We start from the raw sequence: 18,478 nt of genomic DNA on the forward strand, positions 1-18,478 counted from the left end.
AAGCGTATAGAGAAGTTTGTACGTAGAGATAGTAAACAATCTATCCAATATACCACTTGAATTGCTGGAAACCCCTAAAGCTTATGTGAACGACAACCTCTAATACGATTAATGTAGAATTTAGCTACAGGTTAAATTTTCTCTACTGTCATTGTTTTTTACCAAAACATTGGCTTTACAGTAAAGATATGTTATAATCATCTTAGAAAGCGAAGTGATATATATCATGTATTTAACTGTAAAACAGCAGGTAAAACATCTTTCAAAGGAAGATTATAAGAATATTAAAGAGCTTTCTCGTATAGCTAAAAATTTAGCTAATGAAGCAATCTATAATATTAGGCAATATTACTTCCAAGAAGGCGAATATCTAAATTATGAAAAGAATTATGTTCTTCTGAAAGATAGTCCTAATTACAAAAATTTAAATTCCAATATGGCTCAACAAATTTTGAAGGAAGTAGATGGTTCATTTAAGTCTTTTTTTGGACTGCTTAAATTAGTGAAAAAAGGTAAATATTCTTTCAAAGATATAAAATTACCACATTATCTTCCAAAAGATGGATTTACTACACTTGTCATTGGTTTTGTTCGATTAAATAATAATCAATTAATAATTCCATATTCACGTCAATTTGGAAAAGAACATAAAAAAGTTATAATAACGATTCCGCCAATTCTTAAAGATAAGAAAATTAAGGAAATTCGTATTATACCAAAAGCAAAAGCTAGGTTCTTTGAAATTCAATACACTTACGAAGTGAAAGAAGAACAGAGAAAATTAAATAAAAACAAAGTACTAGCAATTGATTTTGGAATTAATAATTTAGCAACTTGTATTACTTCTACTGGTGAAAGTTTTATTGTTGATGGAAAGCGTTTAAAATCAATAAATCAATGGTATAATAAACAAAATGCACGACTTCAAAGTATTAAAGATTTACAGGGGTATGTAAAACGAAATACCAATCGACAAAAATCGAATACTCGCAATCGAAACAATAAAGTAAATGATTATATGGCTAAAACAGCTCGTATTATTATTAATTATTGTTTAAAAAATGATATTGGTATTTTAGTTTGTGGGTATAATGAAACTTTTCAATACAGAAGTAATATCGGGAAAGTTAATAATCAAACATTTGTACATATTCCTTTTGGTAAATTACGTGATAAATTAGAATATCTATGTAAACTATATGGAATTACTTTTTTAAAACAAGAAGAAAGTTATACTTCCAAAGCTAGCTTTTTTGATAAAGATATTATACCAGCTTATAATGACGATAATCCAAAGGAGTATGAGTTCTCTGGAAAAAGAATTAAAAGAGGATTGTATCAAACTAAAAAAGGAATGATTTTAAATGCTGATGTTAATGGTGCATTAAATATTTTGAGAAAAAGTAATGTTGTGTCCTTAGATGGACTATACAGTAGGGGCGAACTGGACACGCCTGTACGTATCAAAGTAGCTTAGGTTATTTTGAACGTAATCGAACTCTGCGATTTTAGTCGTGGGAGGTTCAGGGTATAATAATTTAGAACATAAGTTTTTATGAGAAATACATTTTGGTATTTCTTTTATTTTTAGGAGGAATTTTTTAAAATGATGATATTGGGGATTGACCCAGGTATAGCCATAGTTGGATATGGTATAATTGAATATAAAAATAGTAAATTTAAAGTAATAGATTATGGAGCAGTGACAACACCTGCGCATATGAATATCTCTAAGAGGTTAGAACTTGTATATAAAGGAATTGATACAATAGTAAAGAATTACAATATAGATGAAGTTGGAATGGAGGAACTATTCTTTAACAAGAATGTAAAGACTGCTATAACAGTAGCACAGGCTAGAGGGGTTACTATGCTTGCTTGTGCACATAATGGTAAACCAATATATGAATACACTCCGCTTCAAGTAAAACAAGGTGTAGTTGGATATGGTAGAGCAGACAAAGCACAAGTTCAACAGATGGTAACCTCATTTTTAAGTTTAAAAAAAGTTCCAAAGCCAGATGATGTTGCAGATGCTCTAGCTGTGGCTATTTGCCATGCTCATTCAAATAAACTTGAAAAAACTTTAAAGAATATAGGTGGGAAGTATGTATAGTTATATAAAAGGTACAGTAGAAGAAATTTATATAGACAGTATAGTTGTTGAAAACAATGATATAGGATATAAGATAAATGTGTCATCCAATACAATAATGAATTTGCAAATAGGGAATACTGCAAAAATATATACTAAACTAATAGTAAGAGAAGATGATATGAGTCTTTGCGGTTTTGCAAGCAGGGAAGAATTAAAGATGTTTGAATTGCTTACATCTGTATCAAAAATAGGACCTAAGGTGGGGCTTTCAATACTATCATTTGCATCACCAGCGCAACTAGGAGCTTATATTTTAAGCGAAGATGTTGGGAAACTATCTAAAGCTCCAGGCGTTGGCAAAAAGACAGCAGAGAGAATCGTCTTAGAACTTAAGGATAAAGTGGATAAAAATAATATAGAATTTGAACCAACATTATTATCACAAAAACCTACTTTCATATCTCAAGATGAATCTATAGATGCACTTGTAGCTTTGGGGTATACCTTAGCAGAATCAAAAGAGGCAGTTCAAAAATGTAAAAAAGATGGTATGAATACAGAAGACATTATAAAAAAAGCACTTACATATATAATGAGTAAATCTATGAAGTAGCATTTAATTTGTGAATGTAAAATAATATTTAAAATAAAGTAGATTTGCAAAATTACGGAAGGAGGGGTATAAATGCAAGATTTTGAAGATGAAAATAGGATAATAACTTCTACTATGAAGGTGGAAGATATAGATATAGAAAATAGTTTAAGACCAAAAACACTAGAAGATTATTTGGGTCAAGAAAAATCCAAAGAGCAACTTAGTATATTTATAGAGGCAGCAAAATCAAGAAATGAGCAGTTAGACCATGTACTTTTATATGGACCACCAGGGCTTGGAAAAACTACACTAGCAAGTATAATAGCTAATGAGATGGGAGTAAATTTGAGGATTACATCAGGACCTGCAATAGAGAGAGCTGGAGACTTAGCAGCTATACTTACAAATTTGAATGAAAATGATGTTTTATTTATAGATGAGATACATAGAATCAATAGGAGTGTTGAAGAAGTATTGTATCCAGCAATGGAAGATTTTTGTTTAGATATAATAATAGGAAAAGGACCATCTGCGAGAAGTATAAGGCTTGACCTTCCTAAGTTTACACTTATTGGAGCTACTACAAGAGCTGGTATGCTTACAAATCCACTTAGAGATAGATTTGGTGTTATTTGTAAATTAGATTATTATACAGTTGATGAACTTTCAAAAATAGTGCTTAGGTCATCAAATATTTTAGATGCAGAAATACAATCTCAAGGAGCTTTAGAGCTTGCAAAACGCTCAAGAGGAACTCCAAGAATAGCAAATAGATTGCTAAAAAGAGTTAGAGATTTTGCACAGGTTAGGGCTGATGGAAGGATAACTGATGAAGTTGCAAAGGATGCTCTTGAACTTTTAGGAGTTGATAATTTAGGTCTTGATTTTGTGGATGAAAAGCTTCTTATAACTATAATAGAAAAATTTAGGGGTGGTCCTGTAGGTCTTGATACGTTAGCAGCTTCAATTGGTGAAGATAGGAATACAATAGAAGATGTGTATGAGCCGTATTTACTTCAACTAGGGTTTATAAATAGAGGGCCTAGAGGTAGAGTAGCCATGCCATTAGCCTATGAACATCTAAAAATACCTTATCCTAGCGATAGATAAGAATAGAAGAAAGAGGTATCAATTAAAAAAATAATCATTAAATTAAAATATTTCTAAAATGGGCAAAAATTCAAACATATCCACAAAATGGTAATTATATCTGTAGATACTGTGGATAAATACAAGGGAAAATGTGTGTACTGTATCTATATATTGTGGATAAGACGTGTATAACGTGGAAAAATATCTATATATTGTGTATATGCTGTATGTTAAAAATAGGGATTTATTGATAGATTATGGTAATATTGTAGAAAATAAGTTGTTTTTTTGATATTATTGTAGCTAGAGAAATTTTAAGAGAGGAAGTTTGACATTGAAAACAAGTGATTTTAAATTTGATTTACCACAGGAACTTATAGCTCAAGTTCCTATAGAAGATAGAGCTAGTTCAAGATTGATGGTATTAGATAAAGAAACAGGAGAAATTGAGCATAAAGTATTTAGAGATATAATAGAATATTTAAATCCAGGAGATTGTTTAGTTTTAAATAATACTAGAGTTATACCTGCTAGATTAATAGGGGAAAAACTTGAGACTGGTGGAAAAATTGAATTTTTATTATTAAAAAGAACAGAGGAAGATACTTGGCAAGCTTTAGTAAAGCCAGGTAAAAGAGCAAAAGTGGGAACTAAGTTTTCTTTTGGAAATGGGAAATTAATTGGAGAAGTTGTAGATTTATCAGATGAAGGTTCAAGAATTATAAAGTTTCATTATGATGGAATTTTCGAAGAGATTTTAGATGAGCTTGGAAATATGCCACTTCCTCCATATATAACTGCTAGATTAGAGGAAAAAGAAAGATACCAAACTGTTTACTCAAAACATAATGGCTCAGCAGCGGCACCTACAGCAGGTTTACACTTTACAGAAGAATTATTAAATGAAATAAAAGAAAAAGGTGTAGATATAGCATTTATAACTTTACACGTTGGTTTAGGTACTTTTAGGCCAGTAAAAGTGGATGATGTTTTAAATCATAAGATGCATTCAGAATATTATATGGTTAGTCAAGAGGCAGCTGACAAAATAAATAAAGCAAAAAAAGATGGGAACAATGTAGTATGTGTTGGAACTACTAGTTGTAGGACTATAGAATCAGCTTGTGATGAAAATGGCAAGATGAAAGAAACTAGTGGATGGACAGATATATTTATATATCCAAGTTATAAATTTAAGGTTTTGGATAGACTTATAACTAATTTCCATTTACCAGAGTCTACCTTAATCATGTTAGTAAGTGCTATCTGTGGAAAAGAAAATGTTTTAAATGCATATAATGAGGCAGTAAAAGAAAGATATAGATTCTTCAGTTTTGGAGATGCTATGATTATAAAGTAGGGAGGGAATAGATGCATAGCTTACAAAAACAAAAAAAGAATAACCCTATATTAAAGATTGCTTTTATCTTTGAACGTGTATTAGCAGTAGTAGTTTTAATAGCAGTATTTTTAGGTACAATAGATGTATTAAGACTTATGTGGGGAGCATATATAGTTGATTTTCAAAACCCAGTACAATACAGTCAGCTTAATGATTTCTTAGCACAAATATTACTTTTGGTGATAGGTGTTGAGCTTGTAGTAATGCTATCACTTCATATACCAGGAGCATTTATTGAGGCACTACTATATGCTATAGCTAGAAAAATGTTATTGCTTCCTAAAAATGAAGGAATGATAGATGTTTTAATTGGAGTTATAGCTATTGCAGGACTATTTGCTATAAAAAAGTTTTTAGTAACAAAAGACAAGAGTGCTCTTAATATAACGAGTATTCATGATGAAGAAGCAATCAAAGAACAACAAAGTAAAGAAGATAAAGATAAATCTATTTAGAAAATATATTAGATATTTAGATTAGTGAAAATATATGTTATGAATAACTAGAAATAAAAATTATTAAGGAGATATTTATGTACGCAGTAAGATACGAACTGATAAAAACTTGTAAACAAAGTGGTGCAAGGCTTGGAAGATTACACACGCCACATGGGATTATAGAAACACCAATATTTATGCCTGTTGGGACTCAAGCAACAGTAAAGTCTATGACACCAGAAGAATTAAAAGAGATTGGCTCACAAATAATACTTAGTAACACTTATCATCTATATATGAGACCAGGACATGAACTTATAAAAAAAGCTGGTGGACTTCATGAGTTTATGAACTGGGATAAGCCAATACTTACAGATAGTGGAGGATTTCAAGTATTTAGCTTAGGGCCTTTGAGAAAGATAAAAGAAGAAGGTGTAGAATTTAGGTCACACCTAGACGGTTCAAAACATTTTTTAACTCCAGAAAAAGCTATGGAAATACAAAATGCGTTAGGTTCAGACATAATGATGGCATTTGATGAGTGTGCGCCATACCCAGCAGATAGAGAGTATGTAAAGAATTCATTAGAAAGAACAACAAGATGGTTAAAAAGATGTAAAGATGCCCATAATAATACAGACAAGCAAGCTTTATTTGGTATAATACAAGGTGGAATGTATAAAGATTTAAGAGAGCAATCAGCGAAAGAAATAACAAGCATTGATTTACCTGGATATGCGATTGGTGGACTTAGTGTTGGAGAACCAAAGCCACTTATGTACGATGTACTAGAACACACAACTCCATTTATGCCAAAGGACAAACCAAGATACTTAATGGGAGTTGGTAGTCCAGATGATTTAGTGGAAGGTGTTATAAGAGGAGTAGATATGTTTGACTGTGTTTTACCTACTCGTATAGCTAGAAATGGAACTGCAATGACTAGTCAAGGTAAAGTAGTAGTTAGAAATGCAACTTATGCTGAAGACTTTACTCCACTTGACCCTGAATGTGATTGTTATGCTTGTAAAAATTATTCAAGAGCTTATATAAGACATCTTGTAAAAGCAAATGAAATACTGGGTGCAAGATTGATAACTACTCATAATCTTCACTTTTTACTAAATTTAATGAAACAAATAAGACAAGCAATAATGGAAGATAGATTACTTGATTTTAGAAATGAATTTTTTGCAAAATATGGGTATGAAATATAGGTTTTGCACTATTAATTATAATCATTTTAATATATAATATTCAATAGTACTCAAAGCTAAAGAAAGTAAATTGTTGTATAAACATTTATTACGATTTGCAAAAGAGTATAATTTACAAAGGAGTGAAAAATTAATGCCACAGCAACAAATAATGATGAGTATAGGTCTATGGGTAGTAGTAATTGCAATCTTTTATTTCCTAATGATTAGACCTCAAAAGAAAAAAGACAAACAATTGAAAGAAATGAGAAGTAGCCTAGGTGTAGGAGACAAAGTCATTACAATAGGTGGAATAGTAGCTAATGTAGCTAAAGTTGAAGATGATGTTGTAATATTAGAATTAGGACCAAACAGAACTAAAGTTCCATTTGAAAAATGGGCTATAGGGACAGTTCAATCTAGAAAAGAAGAAATAGAAGAACAGTAAAATAGTAATTTAAAAGCCTTTTCTCGAATATATATTAATTTGAGAGGAGGTTTTTTTATGGGAAAATCTAATTATATTTTTAAAGGTTTGGGATATGCATATATAATAACTTTGGCTGTTTTATTAGTGTATAACTTATTTTTGACATTTACAGATATCGGTGGAGATAATATAACTATGGTTGCATCATTTATAACTACTATTTCTGCAGCTATAGGAGGTTTTTACACTTCAAAACACATGCAAGAAAAGGGACTTATGTATGGGCTTTTAGTTGGACTTTTGTACATAGTGTGTATTTTTTTGACTGTGTTTTTAGCACAAGAGAGCTTCATATTTGAAGTAGGAATGATTTATAAGTTATTGCTTATATCAGCAGCAGGAGGTATTGGAGGCGTATTAGGTGTCAATTTTAAATAGAGTTTATATTAAAGTGGTTTTGTGATATAATCAATAGGAAACAATTAGAAATGGAGGCGTTGAAAATGGAAAATAAACATGTAAAAACTTTATCTCAAGCTACTTTAAAGCAAAGTGCTGCAAAAGGTGGATGTGGAGAGTGTCAAACTTCTTGTCAATCAGCTTGTAAAACTTCTTGTACAGTTGCAAATCAAGAGTGTGAAAGATAGAAAATTATTGATTTAGTTGTTTGTAAGAGGGTATCTCAAAATGGTTCTTTTATCATTAATGAGGTATCCTTTTTTATTTTTTGTCTCCATATAAAATGTTTAATATGTTTATAAAAAATAAGGTTTGACTTGTTAGTGTTTAATTTTTTATATATTCAAAATCTAACTTTTTATTCTTATATTTCTAATATATGCATTAGTAAATTATGTAAACTTATAAAATGTATTGATAAATAATATTATATATAATATTATCTATATGTGGGAAATACGAATATAAAAAATTAAATACAATATTCGGAGGACATAAATATGTTAAGTAACAAAAAGAGAAGTATGGCAATAGTAATGGCAGGAGCTACAGTTATGAGTGCAGCAGCACCAATATTCGCAGACAACACTGTGTCAGAAAATGTTGATAAAAATTACACAGTAAGTGCAAAAGATTCTACTAAACTAATCGAAGAGGTTAGAAAAGCATTAGAGATTAAGTTTGAAGAGACAAAAGCAGGAGCGAATGTAAATGATAGAGTTTATGATATAAAAGTAGATAATGTAAACTTAACTAATGCAACTCAATTACAAAACAAGATAAACTCATTAGTAGAAGGACAAAGTTTAAAAGTTACTATACAAGATAAAGGCCATCAAACTATAGGTGGAAAAGTAGTTGACTATAAAATTGAAAACTACAAAACAGCTCAAGAAATAGTAGATGCAGTTAATGCTTTCAATGCAACTTTAGCAGAAGATTCTGATAGCAAGTTAACAGCAACTATAAAGTCTACTAGTACAGTTGAAGTAAAAAGAGCAAAAGATTCAAAAAATACAATTACAGTAAATGTAGGAGACCAACATTTAGACTTTGCAAAACCAGTAACATCAGAAGAAGGTACTTTTGAAGGCTATGAAAAGCGTTACAGCGATATAGAATCAAAAGAATTACATACAATAACAGTTAAAAATGCAGATTTACAAGACATATCAGCAGAAGATTTATTTGATGGAGTTAGATTAACTACATTAGGTAGAGAAATAGTTAATAAAGTTAAAAATGGATATACTTTAACATTTGAGAATGAAGCAATACTTACTCAAGAGCAAGAAGATAGTGATGATAAAGATAAGCCAGAAAAGTCAAGCTTTGATATGGTTTTAAGTAAGACAAATGAAAAGCCAGAAACAATAAGTGTATCAAGTAAAAACCATAAATTAGTTAGAGATTTACACAAAGTACTAACTGATGTAAAAGACGGAAAAGAATTAAAAGTAGAAGTTTTATCTGGAGATTCAAGATTTACAACAGCAGTAGAAGTTAGTAAGGAAAGATTCAAAGATGGAGAAGCAGATTCAATAATTTTAGTTGGAGAAGATGCTATAGTTGATGGATTAGCATCAGCACCACTTGCATCTCAAAAAAATGCACCAATACTATTATCTAAAAAAGATTCATTACCATCAGAAATAGAAGCTGAGATATTAAGAGTACTTGGAAGTAACTTATCTTCTAAGAAAATATATATAGTAGGTGGAGAATCTAAAATATCAAAAGAAACTGAAGAAAAACTTTCTAAATTGGGTGTAAGTAAAGTTGAGAGAGTTTCTGGAGATGATAGATTTGAAACTTCTTTAGAAATAGCAAAACAATTAAAAGATACATTTAAAACTGCATTTGTAGTAGGTGGAAATGGAGAAGCAGATGCTATGAGTATATCTGCCAGAGCTGCTCAATTTGGAGCTCCAATAATAGTTACAGGTAACGAGTTAGATGCAAGTGCTGAAAAATTATTAAAAGGAAAAGAATTAGAAATCGTTGGTGGAGAGAATTCTGTATCAAAAGAAGTTGAAGATAAATTAGTGGAAATAGATTTAAACAACAAAGTTGAAAGACTAGCTGGAGAAAACAGAAAAGATACTAACGCTAAAGTAATCAACAAGTACTATGCAGGAGCAACTAAAGCATATGTTGCAAAAGACGGTTATGTAGGTGGAAATGGACAATTAGTTGATGCACTTACAGCAGCACCACTTGCAGCTAGTTCAAAAGCACCAATAGTATTAACTACAAAAGAACTTTCTAAGTCACAGGAAGAAGTAGTTGAGTTAAGACTTAAAAATGCTACTAAGTTAGTACAAATAGGTGAAGGAATAGCTAAAAATGCTATTGAGAAAATAGCAGAAAAAATAAACTTATTTAAATAAGAACTAATAGTATATAAAAATTGATATTATAAGTTTGTTTAGATAATATAGAATGTCTATAATGTACATTTATACAAGATGCTTAGATAAGATATGATGTCTACAATATAAAATATATACAAATAATGAAATAAAAAGAATAACAGTAAAGAATAATAACAAGGTATCTCATTTAGATTTAATTTGAGATACCTTGTTTTTTTATTTTTTGATTATAATACTGTAAAATTCATATTATAAAAAAATTATTATAAATGATATTGTTTATAATGATTAAACATCTTATTAACATATATTATTTTGAATTTATTACTTAATTAAATAAAATAAGTTATAATGTTTTGAATTTACGGAGAATAAAGACTTTAATTATAGTATTTGAGTTATATGGATAACTATGGTATTATATATAAAATATGGTAACAAAACTGTAACTTTTTATTGAGAATGGATAAAATTATTGATAAAAAATACGAAAAATATATTGGGGGTAAATAATAATATGAAGAATAGTAAAAAGATATTAGCTATAGGACTTGCACTATCTTTAGTAATGGTAAATACTCCTATAGTAAATGCGTTGACATCCGTTGAACAAATAAAAGGTAATGACAGGTATGAAACAGCAGCAAAAATAGCAGATAAACAAAGCTATAATACAGCAATACTAACTAATTCAGATAATAGCTTGGCAGATGGTCTTAGTGCAAGTGGTTTAGCTGGAGCTTTAAATGCGCCTATTTTAATGACAAAACAAAATCAAATTCCAAGTACTACTATGGAAAGACTGAACAAAGCAAATACTGTGTATATAATAGGTTCAGAATCGACAATAAGTAAAAATATTGAAAATCAATTACTTTCTAAAAAGAAGGTTGTACAAAGAATATTTGGTGAAAATAGATTTGATACGAGCGTAAAAATAGCTGAGAAAATTAAAGAAATCAAACCTATTGATAAAGTAATTATAGCTAATGGAGTCACAGGAGAAGCAGATGCAATAAGTGCATCACCAGTAGCTGCAAGAGATGGAGTACCTATAATACTTACAGATGGAAATAGTGTAGGATTTGATACTACAGGATTAAAGAGTTATGCACTTGGTACTAGTGAAATAATAAGTGATGAATTGGTCAAAAGTACAAATTCTGTTAGGTTAGGTGGAACAGATAGGTTTGACACCAACAAGAGAGTTATACAAGAGTTTTATAAAAACAGTAAAGAGTTTTACTTAAGCAAGGGTCTACAATTAACGGATGCATTAGTTGCTTCTACAATAGCAAAAAATGCTCCTGTAGTATTAGTAGAAAATGGTAGCAATAAGAGTATTTTAAGTGGAGCAGATAAACTTACAGTACTTGGAGGGATAAATCAGAATGTAATCAAACAGTGTATAAATCAAGCTTCTCCAAATCAACAAGGACTATATTATAATCCAAATGATAGAGCATTTAAGGACAGAATAAAGGGAAAAGTGTATGCTCATATAAGACAATATAGAAAAGAAAACGGAGTAAAAGAGTTATCTGTAGCAAGTAGATTAGAGGGATTAGCAAATGATTGGTCTAATTTAATGGCAAATAAGAAGACTTTATCTCACACAATAAATGGGAAAAACTCATACTCTACTTTTCTAAAGTACTTAGATTGGAGTGAGATTAAATCTGGATATGTTGCAGTTCAAGGTGAAAATATAATTAAATATAAAATTCCAGATAAACCCGTTTATACAAATAGAGATGCAGATGATATAGGAAATTTTATTTTCAATGAGTGGAAGACAAATCCTGAAGAAGGTACCAATATGCTACATAAAGGATATGAAATAATGGGATTTGGAATAGCCATAACGGGGGATAAGACTATATACGCAACACATGAGTTTTATGGAAGGTATAAAGAATAAATATTTGTTATGATTTATGTATCTTACAAAATGTAATTATACACAAAATGATAGCTGTGAGAAAATAATATATAAATAATAAAATTATAATGGAAAATAACATTTATATTAATACAATAATATAAATGTTATTTTTTTAAAAATTTAGTGAAAAAATTGTATCAAAAAGTTTAAATATGGTATAAAATGGGTAAGAAAGTAGTGAAAATTAAATGGCAAAATTAGGGAAACTTAATGACGCAAAACTATAGGGGTTAAAGCTTTTAAAGCCATATCAGCCAGTTGCTAAAAAGAGTAAAGTCTTTTTATTTTATAATTAAGATTCTCTTTGAGTGTCTTTTTTTATTGTCTGAAACTATAGTATTTAAATTCATGAGAAATTAGAAATTTATTGAGGGAGGATTGTTGTTTCATGAAAAAAGCAATATCTTGTGTACTAGCAGTATCAATGTGTAGTGCACCACTAAACGTTTTTGCAGAACCTATCTTAGAGGGGAAGTTAAGGGCAGTTGAAAAATCAGTTACAGAGAAGTTAAAGGGGAATCTTGAAGTAGATTTAAATTTTTCACTTCCAATAAAAAATAATGAATCAGAAAGTATAACTAATACACAATTGGAATTAAAAGATGATAGTAATAACAGTGGAATAATAAAGCTTGGAGAAAAAGATTCAGGAACATTAAATATTGGGGCAGATAACATAGAGTATACTATAAAAAAACTATCTGCAAGTAGAAGTGAAATAAAAAATAAAGATGAAAATATATCATATTATAATATTGTATTTAATAATTTACCTGTTGGAAAATACAATGTAGAAGTCTCTGGAGGAGGATTCAAGAGTAAGGAAATTAAGGACATTGATATATCAAGTTATTCACAAAGAGTTTTGTTAAGTAATAGAGCAAGTGTTGATGATAAAAATAAACCTCTAAACTATGAACTATTCTTGATGGGCGATGTGAATAATGATGGCAAAGTTGATAAGAAGGATTATGAGGATGTATTGAAAAATATAAACTCAAATAAAAGTGAATATGATTTAAATAGAGATGGAAAGGTAGATATTGCTGACTTAGACTATGTTCAGAAAAATTTAGGGCAAAGTGAAGATGAAAAAAGCCTAGAGAGTATAGTATCTACCAATCCTATAGTAGATACAAGTAAAGTAACATTAGAAAAAAACAGTGATACAAATATTCAAGGTACTGTAGAGGATTTATTCAGTGGAGATAATAGTGGAGTTAAAATATCTCCAGCAAATGCAGATGATAAGATATCAGAAGAAAAACCAGCAGTAATGGATATAGCTTTATCAGAAGCACTTGATATGGAAGTCATAAATATAAAAGCACCTGAAGGGAATGCTCCAGCAAAAGGAATAGTTGAAGTTACAGATAAAGATGGTAATGTTCAACAGGTTCCTTATGAAAATAAAGAATATGTAGAAACTTTAAAAGAAGAGCAGAAGCAAGAGGAAGTAAATAATGAGCAAGAAGAAACAAATAATAAAGATGAAAATATAGAGCAGTCTGACAATAATTTAGACAATAATCAAGAAGAAAAAAATGATAAAGAAGATTCAAATACAACTGATAAAGAAAACAACGATAAAGAAAATTCATCAACAGATAAGTCTGATTCAGACAAAGATACATCAAAACAAGAAGACAATATCAGCAAAGATGATAATTCTACAACATCTACATATGGTAGGTCAGCAGTAGAAACATATGCAGAAGTTCAAAATAGTGATATAGTAATAAATCTTGGTAAACAAGTAGCAGTAAAAAAGATAACAATAAAAATAACAGCTACGACAGCAAATGATAGAAATCTTGCAGAAATATCTAAAGTTGAATTTTTAAATAATGTTTATAAAGAAATACCAAAACCAGATATGAATATACCTAAAATCAATAAAATATCGACTAGTACTGCTGTTGGAAACGAAAAAGTATCTTTTTATTGGAATAATGAAGTAAATGTATCTGCATATGAACTTATATTAGATACAATTGACAGTAAAGGAAAAGTACTATCGACTAAAAAATTACAAACGAGTAAAAACACTATAGATGTAAGAGATATACAAGCATATGGATTATATAGAGTGAGCATACAGTCTTTAAATGGAGATTGGGCTAGTGGATATAAAGAGGCAACAGCAGAAAACTTAGATGGAGTCCCAGAAAATGTAGACTCAAACTATAAGCCTATACAATTTAGTCCAGACAGTATAATAGAATTTCAAGTTGTTCCAGATACAAAACCAGAACCACCAGAAGGTATAAATGTCAAAGGTAGATTTAAGGCTCTTGATGTAAGCTGGAAAAATCATAAGCAAGCTAAAGACTTTGATTTATATTATAGAGAAAAAAGTTCTAATGGCTCTTGGATAAAATATAATGACAAACTTATTCGTGGAACAAGTTTAAAAATAGAGGGGCTTAAGGATAATACAACATATGAAGTTAGAATGACAGCTACGAACCATTTAGGTACGAGTGGAATGTCTAAAACATATATAGGAACAACTGAGAGTGTTGATGCTCCAACAACACCTAACTATAGACTAATTAATACTCCTAAGTTAGATGCAGGTTTTGGGATACCAACAAATCATATAGTAGATGTTACTTATCCAGCTGGATATGACAAAAGTGAATATAGTGACAAAAATCCATTTAATAAATTTAATATAGTAGATGGAGATTTTACAACACATTGGACATTCCAAAAATATAATGCAGCTGAAGGAACAAATAGAGGACCAATCATAACTTTTGATAAAGTTTATACTATGGATACTTTTATGGCTACACCTAGATTTGATGTTTCTGATAAGACAATAAATGACTTTGAGATACGATATTGGGATGAAAATGGTCAATTACATAATTTAGGAGATGTACCTTTTGAAACAAAGACAGACCCTGTAAATAATAATAAATATGTAATGGTTAGATTAAAGGAACCAATAAATGCTACTAAGATACAAGTAAGTGTTTGTTCATCTTATTCATATAAGTCTAATATATCAGAGCTTAAATTCTATGAATATGACAGTATAGAAAAAGATGTAAGAAATCTATTTGTAGATGACTTACAAGTTGAATTAAAAGAAGATGTAACTCAAGAAAAAATAACCGAATTAAAAGATAGAATTAGCACTCCTGATAAAGTGAGTGATGAATATCATCCATATAAGACAATTATTGATAGAGAATTAAAATTAGCCCAAGACTTATATAATGATAGAGCTACACTTACTGATATAACAACTGTAAATCAAGATATAAATGTTTCAGGAAAATACAAAGATAAGAGTGGAAAATATACTGTTAAGTCTAATAACTTAGGTATGGGAAATGACTGGCAGGCATTGGGAGTAGCTGCTAGAGCTGGAGATGAAATTACGATATATGTTGGAAGTAAAAGTGGTAAGACTCCTAAACTAATATATACACAATACTATGGAGAGTCTGGAGCATATAAGAGTGGAGAAATAAACCTTAGCACTGGTAAAAATGTAATTCAGCTGAGTAAGCTTCACAGCTTAGATGCAGAACGTGGAGGAAGCTTGTATATAAGATACCCTTATGACACTCCAAGTGGTGGAGATATAAAAGTACGTGTAGCAGGAGCTACTAAGATACCACATCTTAACTTAAATGGAATGATAAATGATAAGAGCCCTGAAGGAGTTTCTGCATCTAAGAAAAAGATAAGAGCCTATATAGAAGAATTAGCTAAATATAAGAATGATATAAAGGGAGAGCCATATTATCCAGGAACGAATATTGGCAATTCATATGGATATTCAGAAACAACGGGGGTATTAAACACTACAGATATTGAAAGTGATAAAGTTACGTTAAATGTTCCTGCAACAGCTGTATACCAAGGAATATCAAGTGGAAATTCTGATTTAAATACACAAGTAGATAGATTATACAATAGTATGCTTGCATGGGAACAAATAATGGACTTAATATACTCAGAAAGAGGAGTATTTAAGACACAAGATTTAGATGGAAATGGAACTGTAGATGATAATGAATTTGACATAACTAAAAATGATATGGCTCCTAAATCTCGTATGAATATAAAATATCAAAGAATGTTTATTGGAGCATTTATGTATGCTTCTGGTTTACATGTAGGAGTAGAATACGGTTCGGTTCCAGGACTTATGAATGGAGTACCTTTCCAAATAGATGCTACTGGAAAAGCTACAGGAGGAAGTTTGTTTGGATGGGGAATAGGTCATGAGATAGGACATGTTACAGACATTGGGAAGATGACATATAGCGAAACTAGTAACAATGTACTTGCTTTACTTGCTCAAACATTTGATGATAAGATACATTCAAGACTTGAAGGTTCAACAATGGACAAGATATATGAACATGTAACTTCAAACAGTGTAGGTATACCAAGTAATGTATTTGAGAGACTTGGAATGTTGTGGCAACTACATTTAGCTTATGATAATGATTTTACTGGTTCAATGCTAAAGAATAACTCAGATGCTGATTTAAGCAATGACACATTCTATGCTAAGATTTCAAGAAAATATAGAGCACTTTCAAGTGATGACCCAATAAATAATTTACCAAAAGACCAAATGTTAGTAGCAATGGCATCAAGTGTTGTTGAAAAAGATTTAAGAGATTACTTTAAAGCATGGGGAGTAGAAATTACACCAGAGTTAAACAGTATAATGGATAGTAAACAGTACACAAAAGAGACTAGAAAGATACAATATATAAATGATGAAGCTAGAAGAAAGATTTTAAATGAAAATATAGCTAGTATGGCAGAAGATACTAAAGTAAGTGCTGGTTTTGCTGATGGAGTACAAAGTGGTTCTTTAGTTAAATCTAATAAAATATCAATAGACCTAGATGTCGATAAAGACAAAGACAAGATATTAGGATACGAGATAATAAGAAGTGATGGAAACTACTTAGATGGTGAAAATGGAACTCAAGTAAAATACAGAACAGTAGGGTTTGTAGATGCAAAAGGAAATAGTCAAGCTAAATTTACTGATAATATATCGCCTCTTAATAATAGAGCATTTACATATAAAGTAGTTGCATACGATTATCATCTAAATCCAACAGATGAGTTTGAAATTGGTACTGTAAAATTATCAGATGAAGGAAAAATAAACAAATCAGCATGGTCATTTATAACAAATACTGTTTCTGATGGTGATGTTAGAACTGAAAATGACTCACATGGACCATTACAAAATCCAGAGATTGATAACATCAAGGATAATGATGCAAGTACTACATATAAAGGAAAGAGAATAAGTAAAGCTGAGTGGAACAAAGACCCACAAAAAGACCCAGATATAAATGTAGAAGAAAATCCATATATAATAGTAGATATGAAAGAGACATTGCCTATAGTAGGGTTAAAATATACAAAGCCAAAAACTGAAGCTAGAAAGTTCTCATTAAAAGGATTATTCAACCTTAGAAAGGATACTAGTACAACATACAATCCTTTAACTAATTACAAAATACAAGTAAGTAATGATAAAAAGAATTGGGAAGATGTTAGCCAAGGAACTTTTGAATACGGACAAGACTTAGTTGGTGGAGGAAAAGACCAAGATAATGAAGCTAGAGTTACATTTAATAAAGATGGTAATCTTTGGACATACCAAGCTAGATATGTAAAACTAATATCAAACAATAAGTCTAATATAGAGGTTGCAGAGCTTGATGTAATAGGACCTCCAGGTGATAATATAGAGATTGGAACAGTAAATAGTGTAGACCAAACTCGCACTAATGGAATTGGAAAGTTAGCAGAGGATTATATTTATCAAAAGGATGACACTAATACGAGTGAAGATGAAACAGCTAAGATTCCAGCTGGTTCAATAGTAATTACAGGTGAATACAGTGGAAATCCAGCATTTAACTTACCATTACTTATAGATAAAAATAATAAAACTATCTCTGGGGAAGCACTTTTATTTGCAGAGGTACCAGAAAAAGGTGAATTAGGTGAAATAAGCAAAGGTACATGGGTTTACTATATGCCAAAAGAAAGCTTTGATTCTTTAAGTGATAAAGTTAAGGCAGAATTATATAGATATAATGACCTTCAAGGAGATACTCCAATAGGTCAAAGATTTGTAAGTGATACAATGTATGTTCCTGTGGAAGCTAAAACTTATGATGAGTTAAAGACGATAAGTCTTACTGATAGTAATAGTAAAGCGAGAAAAGCTACAAAGAATACTATTGATGTTAGCAATAAGAAGGTTATATCTATAAATAATAAAGTAAAAGGTAATATTGTCAGAGATAAATAAGTAATAGAAATCTAAAAAAAACTAAACATGCTAGTGCCAATAGTGGATATTTAGTAGGATTAGGTACTAGAAAAGTTTTAAAAGAGTAAGATGTTAAAAGTAAAGTATATATAATGTAACTATAAGTTTA

General features: G+C 30.2%; 13 protein-coding genes and 1 riboswitch. All 13 genes read left to right on the plus strand.

Annotated features, from left to right (window positions below):
• Nucleotides 1–226 precede the first annotated feature (226 nt).
• On the plus strand, nucleotides 227–1,477 hold the full coding sequence (locus tag IC173_RS04740) for an RNA-guided endonuclease InsQ/TnpB family protein (RefSeq protein ID WP_227846053.1): 1,251 nt from the start codon (nucleotides 227–229) through the stop codon (nucleotides 1,475–1,477).
• Nucleotides 1,478–1,606: 129 nt separating this feature from the next.
• Nucleotides 1,607–2,116 (plus strand): crossover junction endodeoxyribonuclease RuvC, encoded by a 510-nt coding sequence (ruvC, locus tag IC173_RS04745; RefSeq protein WP_227434427.1) that lies wholly within the window; start codon nucleotides 1,607–1,609, stop codon nucleotides 2,114–2,116.
• Entirely contained in the window at nucleotides 2,109–2,711 is a 603-nt protein-coding gene (gene ruvA, locus IC173_RS04750; protein WP_227434428.1) for a Holliday junction branch migration protein RuvA, read from the plus strand. Before ruvC ends, ruvA begins: the two co-directional genes overlap by 8 nt.
• 72 nt (nucleotides 2,712–2,783) lie before the next feature.
• Entirely contained in the window at nucleotides 2,784–3,803 is a 1,020-nt protein-coding gene (gene ruvB, locus IC173_RS04755) for a Holliday junction branch migration DNA helicase RuvB (protein WP_227434429.1), read from the plus strand.
• Between the two features lie 316 nt (nucleotides 3,804–4,119).
• Nucleotides 4,120–5,145: a tRNA preQ1(34) S-adenosylmethionine ribosyltransferase-isomerase QueA gene (queA, locus tag IC173_RS04760; protein WP_227830848.1), complete on the plus strand. Its 1,026-nt coding sequence runs from the start codon at nucleotides 4,120–4,122 to the stop codon at nucleotides 5,143–5,145.
• Nucleotides 5,146–5,156: 11 nt separating this feature from the next.
• On the plus strand, nucleotides 5,157–5,642 hold the full coding sequence (locus IC173_RS04765) for a phosphate-starvation-inducible PsiE family protein (protein ID WP_227482100.1): 486 nt from the start codon (nucleotides 5,157–5,159) through the stop codon (nucleotides 5,640–5,642).
• Between the two features lie 77 nt (nucleotides 5,643–5,719).
• Nucleotides 5,720–6,841, plus strand: coding sequence for a tRNA guanosine(34) transglycosylase Tgt (tgt, locus tag IC173_RS04770; protein ID WP_227434432.1), 1,122 nt, complete (start codon nucleotides 5,720–5,722; stop codon nucleotides 6,839–6,841).
• 133 nt (nucleotides 6,842–6,974) lie between these two features.
• Nucleotides 6,975–7,268: a preprotein translocase subunit YajC gene (gene yajC / locus IC173_RS04775; RefSeq protein ID WP_227434433.1), complete on the plus strand. Its 294-nt coding sequence runs from the start codon at nucleotides 6,975–6,977 to the stop codon at nucleotides 7,266–7,268.
• 57 nt (nucleotides 7,269–7,325) lie between these two features.
• The gene (locus IC173_RS04780; RefSeq protein WP_227434434.1) at nucleotides 7,326–7,688 is read left to right on the plus strand and encodes a TIGR04086 family membrane protein; all 363 of its coding nucleotides are present in this window, start codon (nucleotides 7,326–7,328) and stop codon (nucleotides 7,686–7,688) included.
• A 65-nt stretch (nucleotides 7,689–7,753) separates the two neighbouring features.
• Complete coding sequence (gene scfA, locus IC173_RS04785) at nucleotides 7,754–7,897, plus strand: six-cysteine ranthipeptide SCIFF (protein WP_009891067.1); 144 nt, start codon at nucleotides 7,754–7,756, stop codon at nucleotides 7,895–7,897.
• A 312-nt stretch (nucleotides 7,898–8,209) separates the two neighbouring features.
• Complete coding sequence (locus IC173_RS04790) at nucleotides 8,210–10,099, plus strand: cell wall-binding protein Cwp8 (RefSeq protein ID WP_227855217.1); 1,890 nt, start codon at nucleotides 8,210–8,212, stop codon at nucleotides 10,097–10,099.
• 502 nt (nucleotides 10,100–10,601) lie between these two features.
• Nucleotides 10,602–12,005, plus strand: coding sequence for a cell wall-binding protein Cwp9 (locus IC173_RS04795; RefSeq protein ID WP_227855218.1), 1,404 nt, complete (start codon nucleotides 10,602–10,604; stop codon nucleotides 12,003–12,005).
• Nucleotides 12,006–12,209: 204 nt separating this feature from the next.
• Nucleotides 12,210–12,295: riboswitch (cyclic di-GMP riboswitch) on the plus strand.
• 122 nt (nucleotides 12,296–12,417) lie between these two features.
• Nucleotides 12,418–18,348 carry a M60 family metallopeptidase gene (locus tag IC173_RS04800; RefSeq protein ID WP_227855219.1) on the plus strand — a complete coding sequence of 1,977 codons (5,931 nt, stop codon included), beginning with the start codon at nucleotides 12,418–12,420 and terminating at the stop codon, nucleotides 18,346–18,348.
• The last annotated feature ends 130 nt before the right edge of the window (nucleotides 18,349–18,478 follow it).

Origin of the sequence: Clostridioides sp. ES-S-0048-02, assembly GCF_020658495.1 — a bacterium.
Classification (GTDB): domain Bacteria; phylum Bacillota; class Clostridia; order Peptostreptococcales; family Peptostreptococcaceae; genus Clostridioides.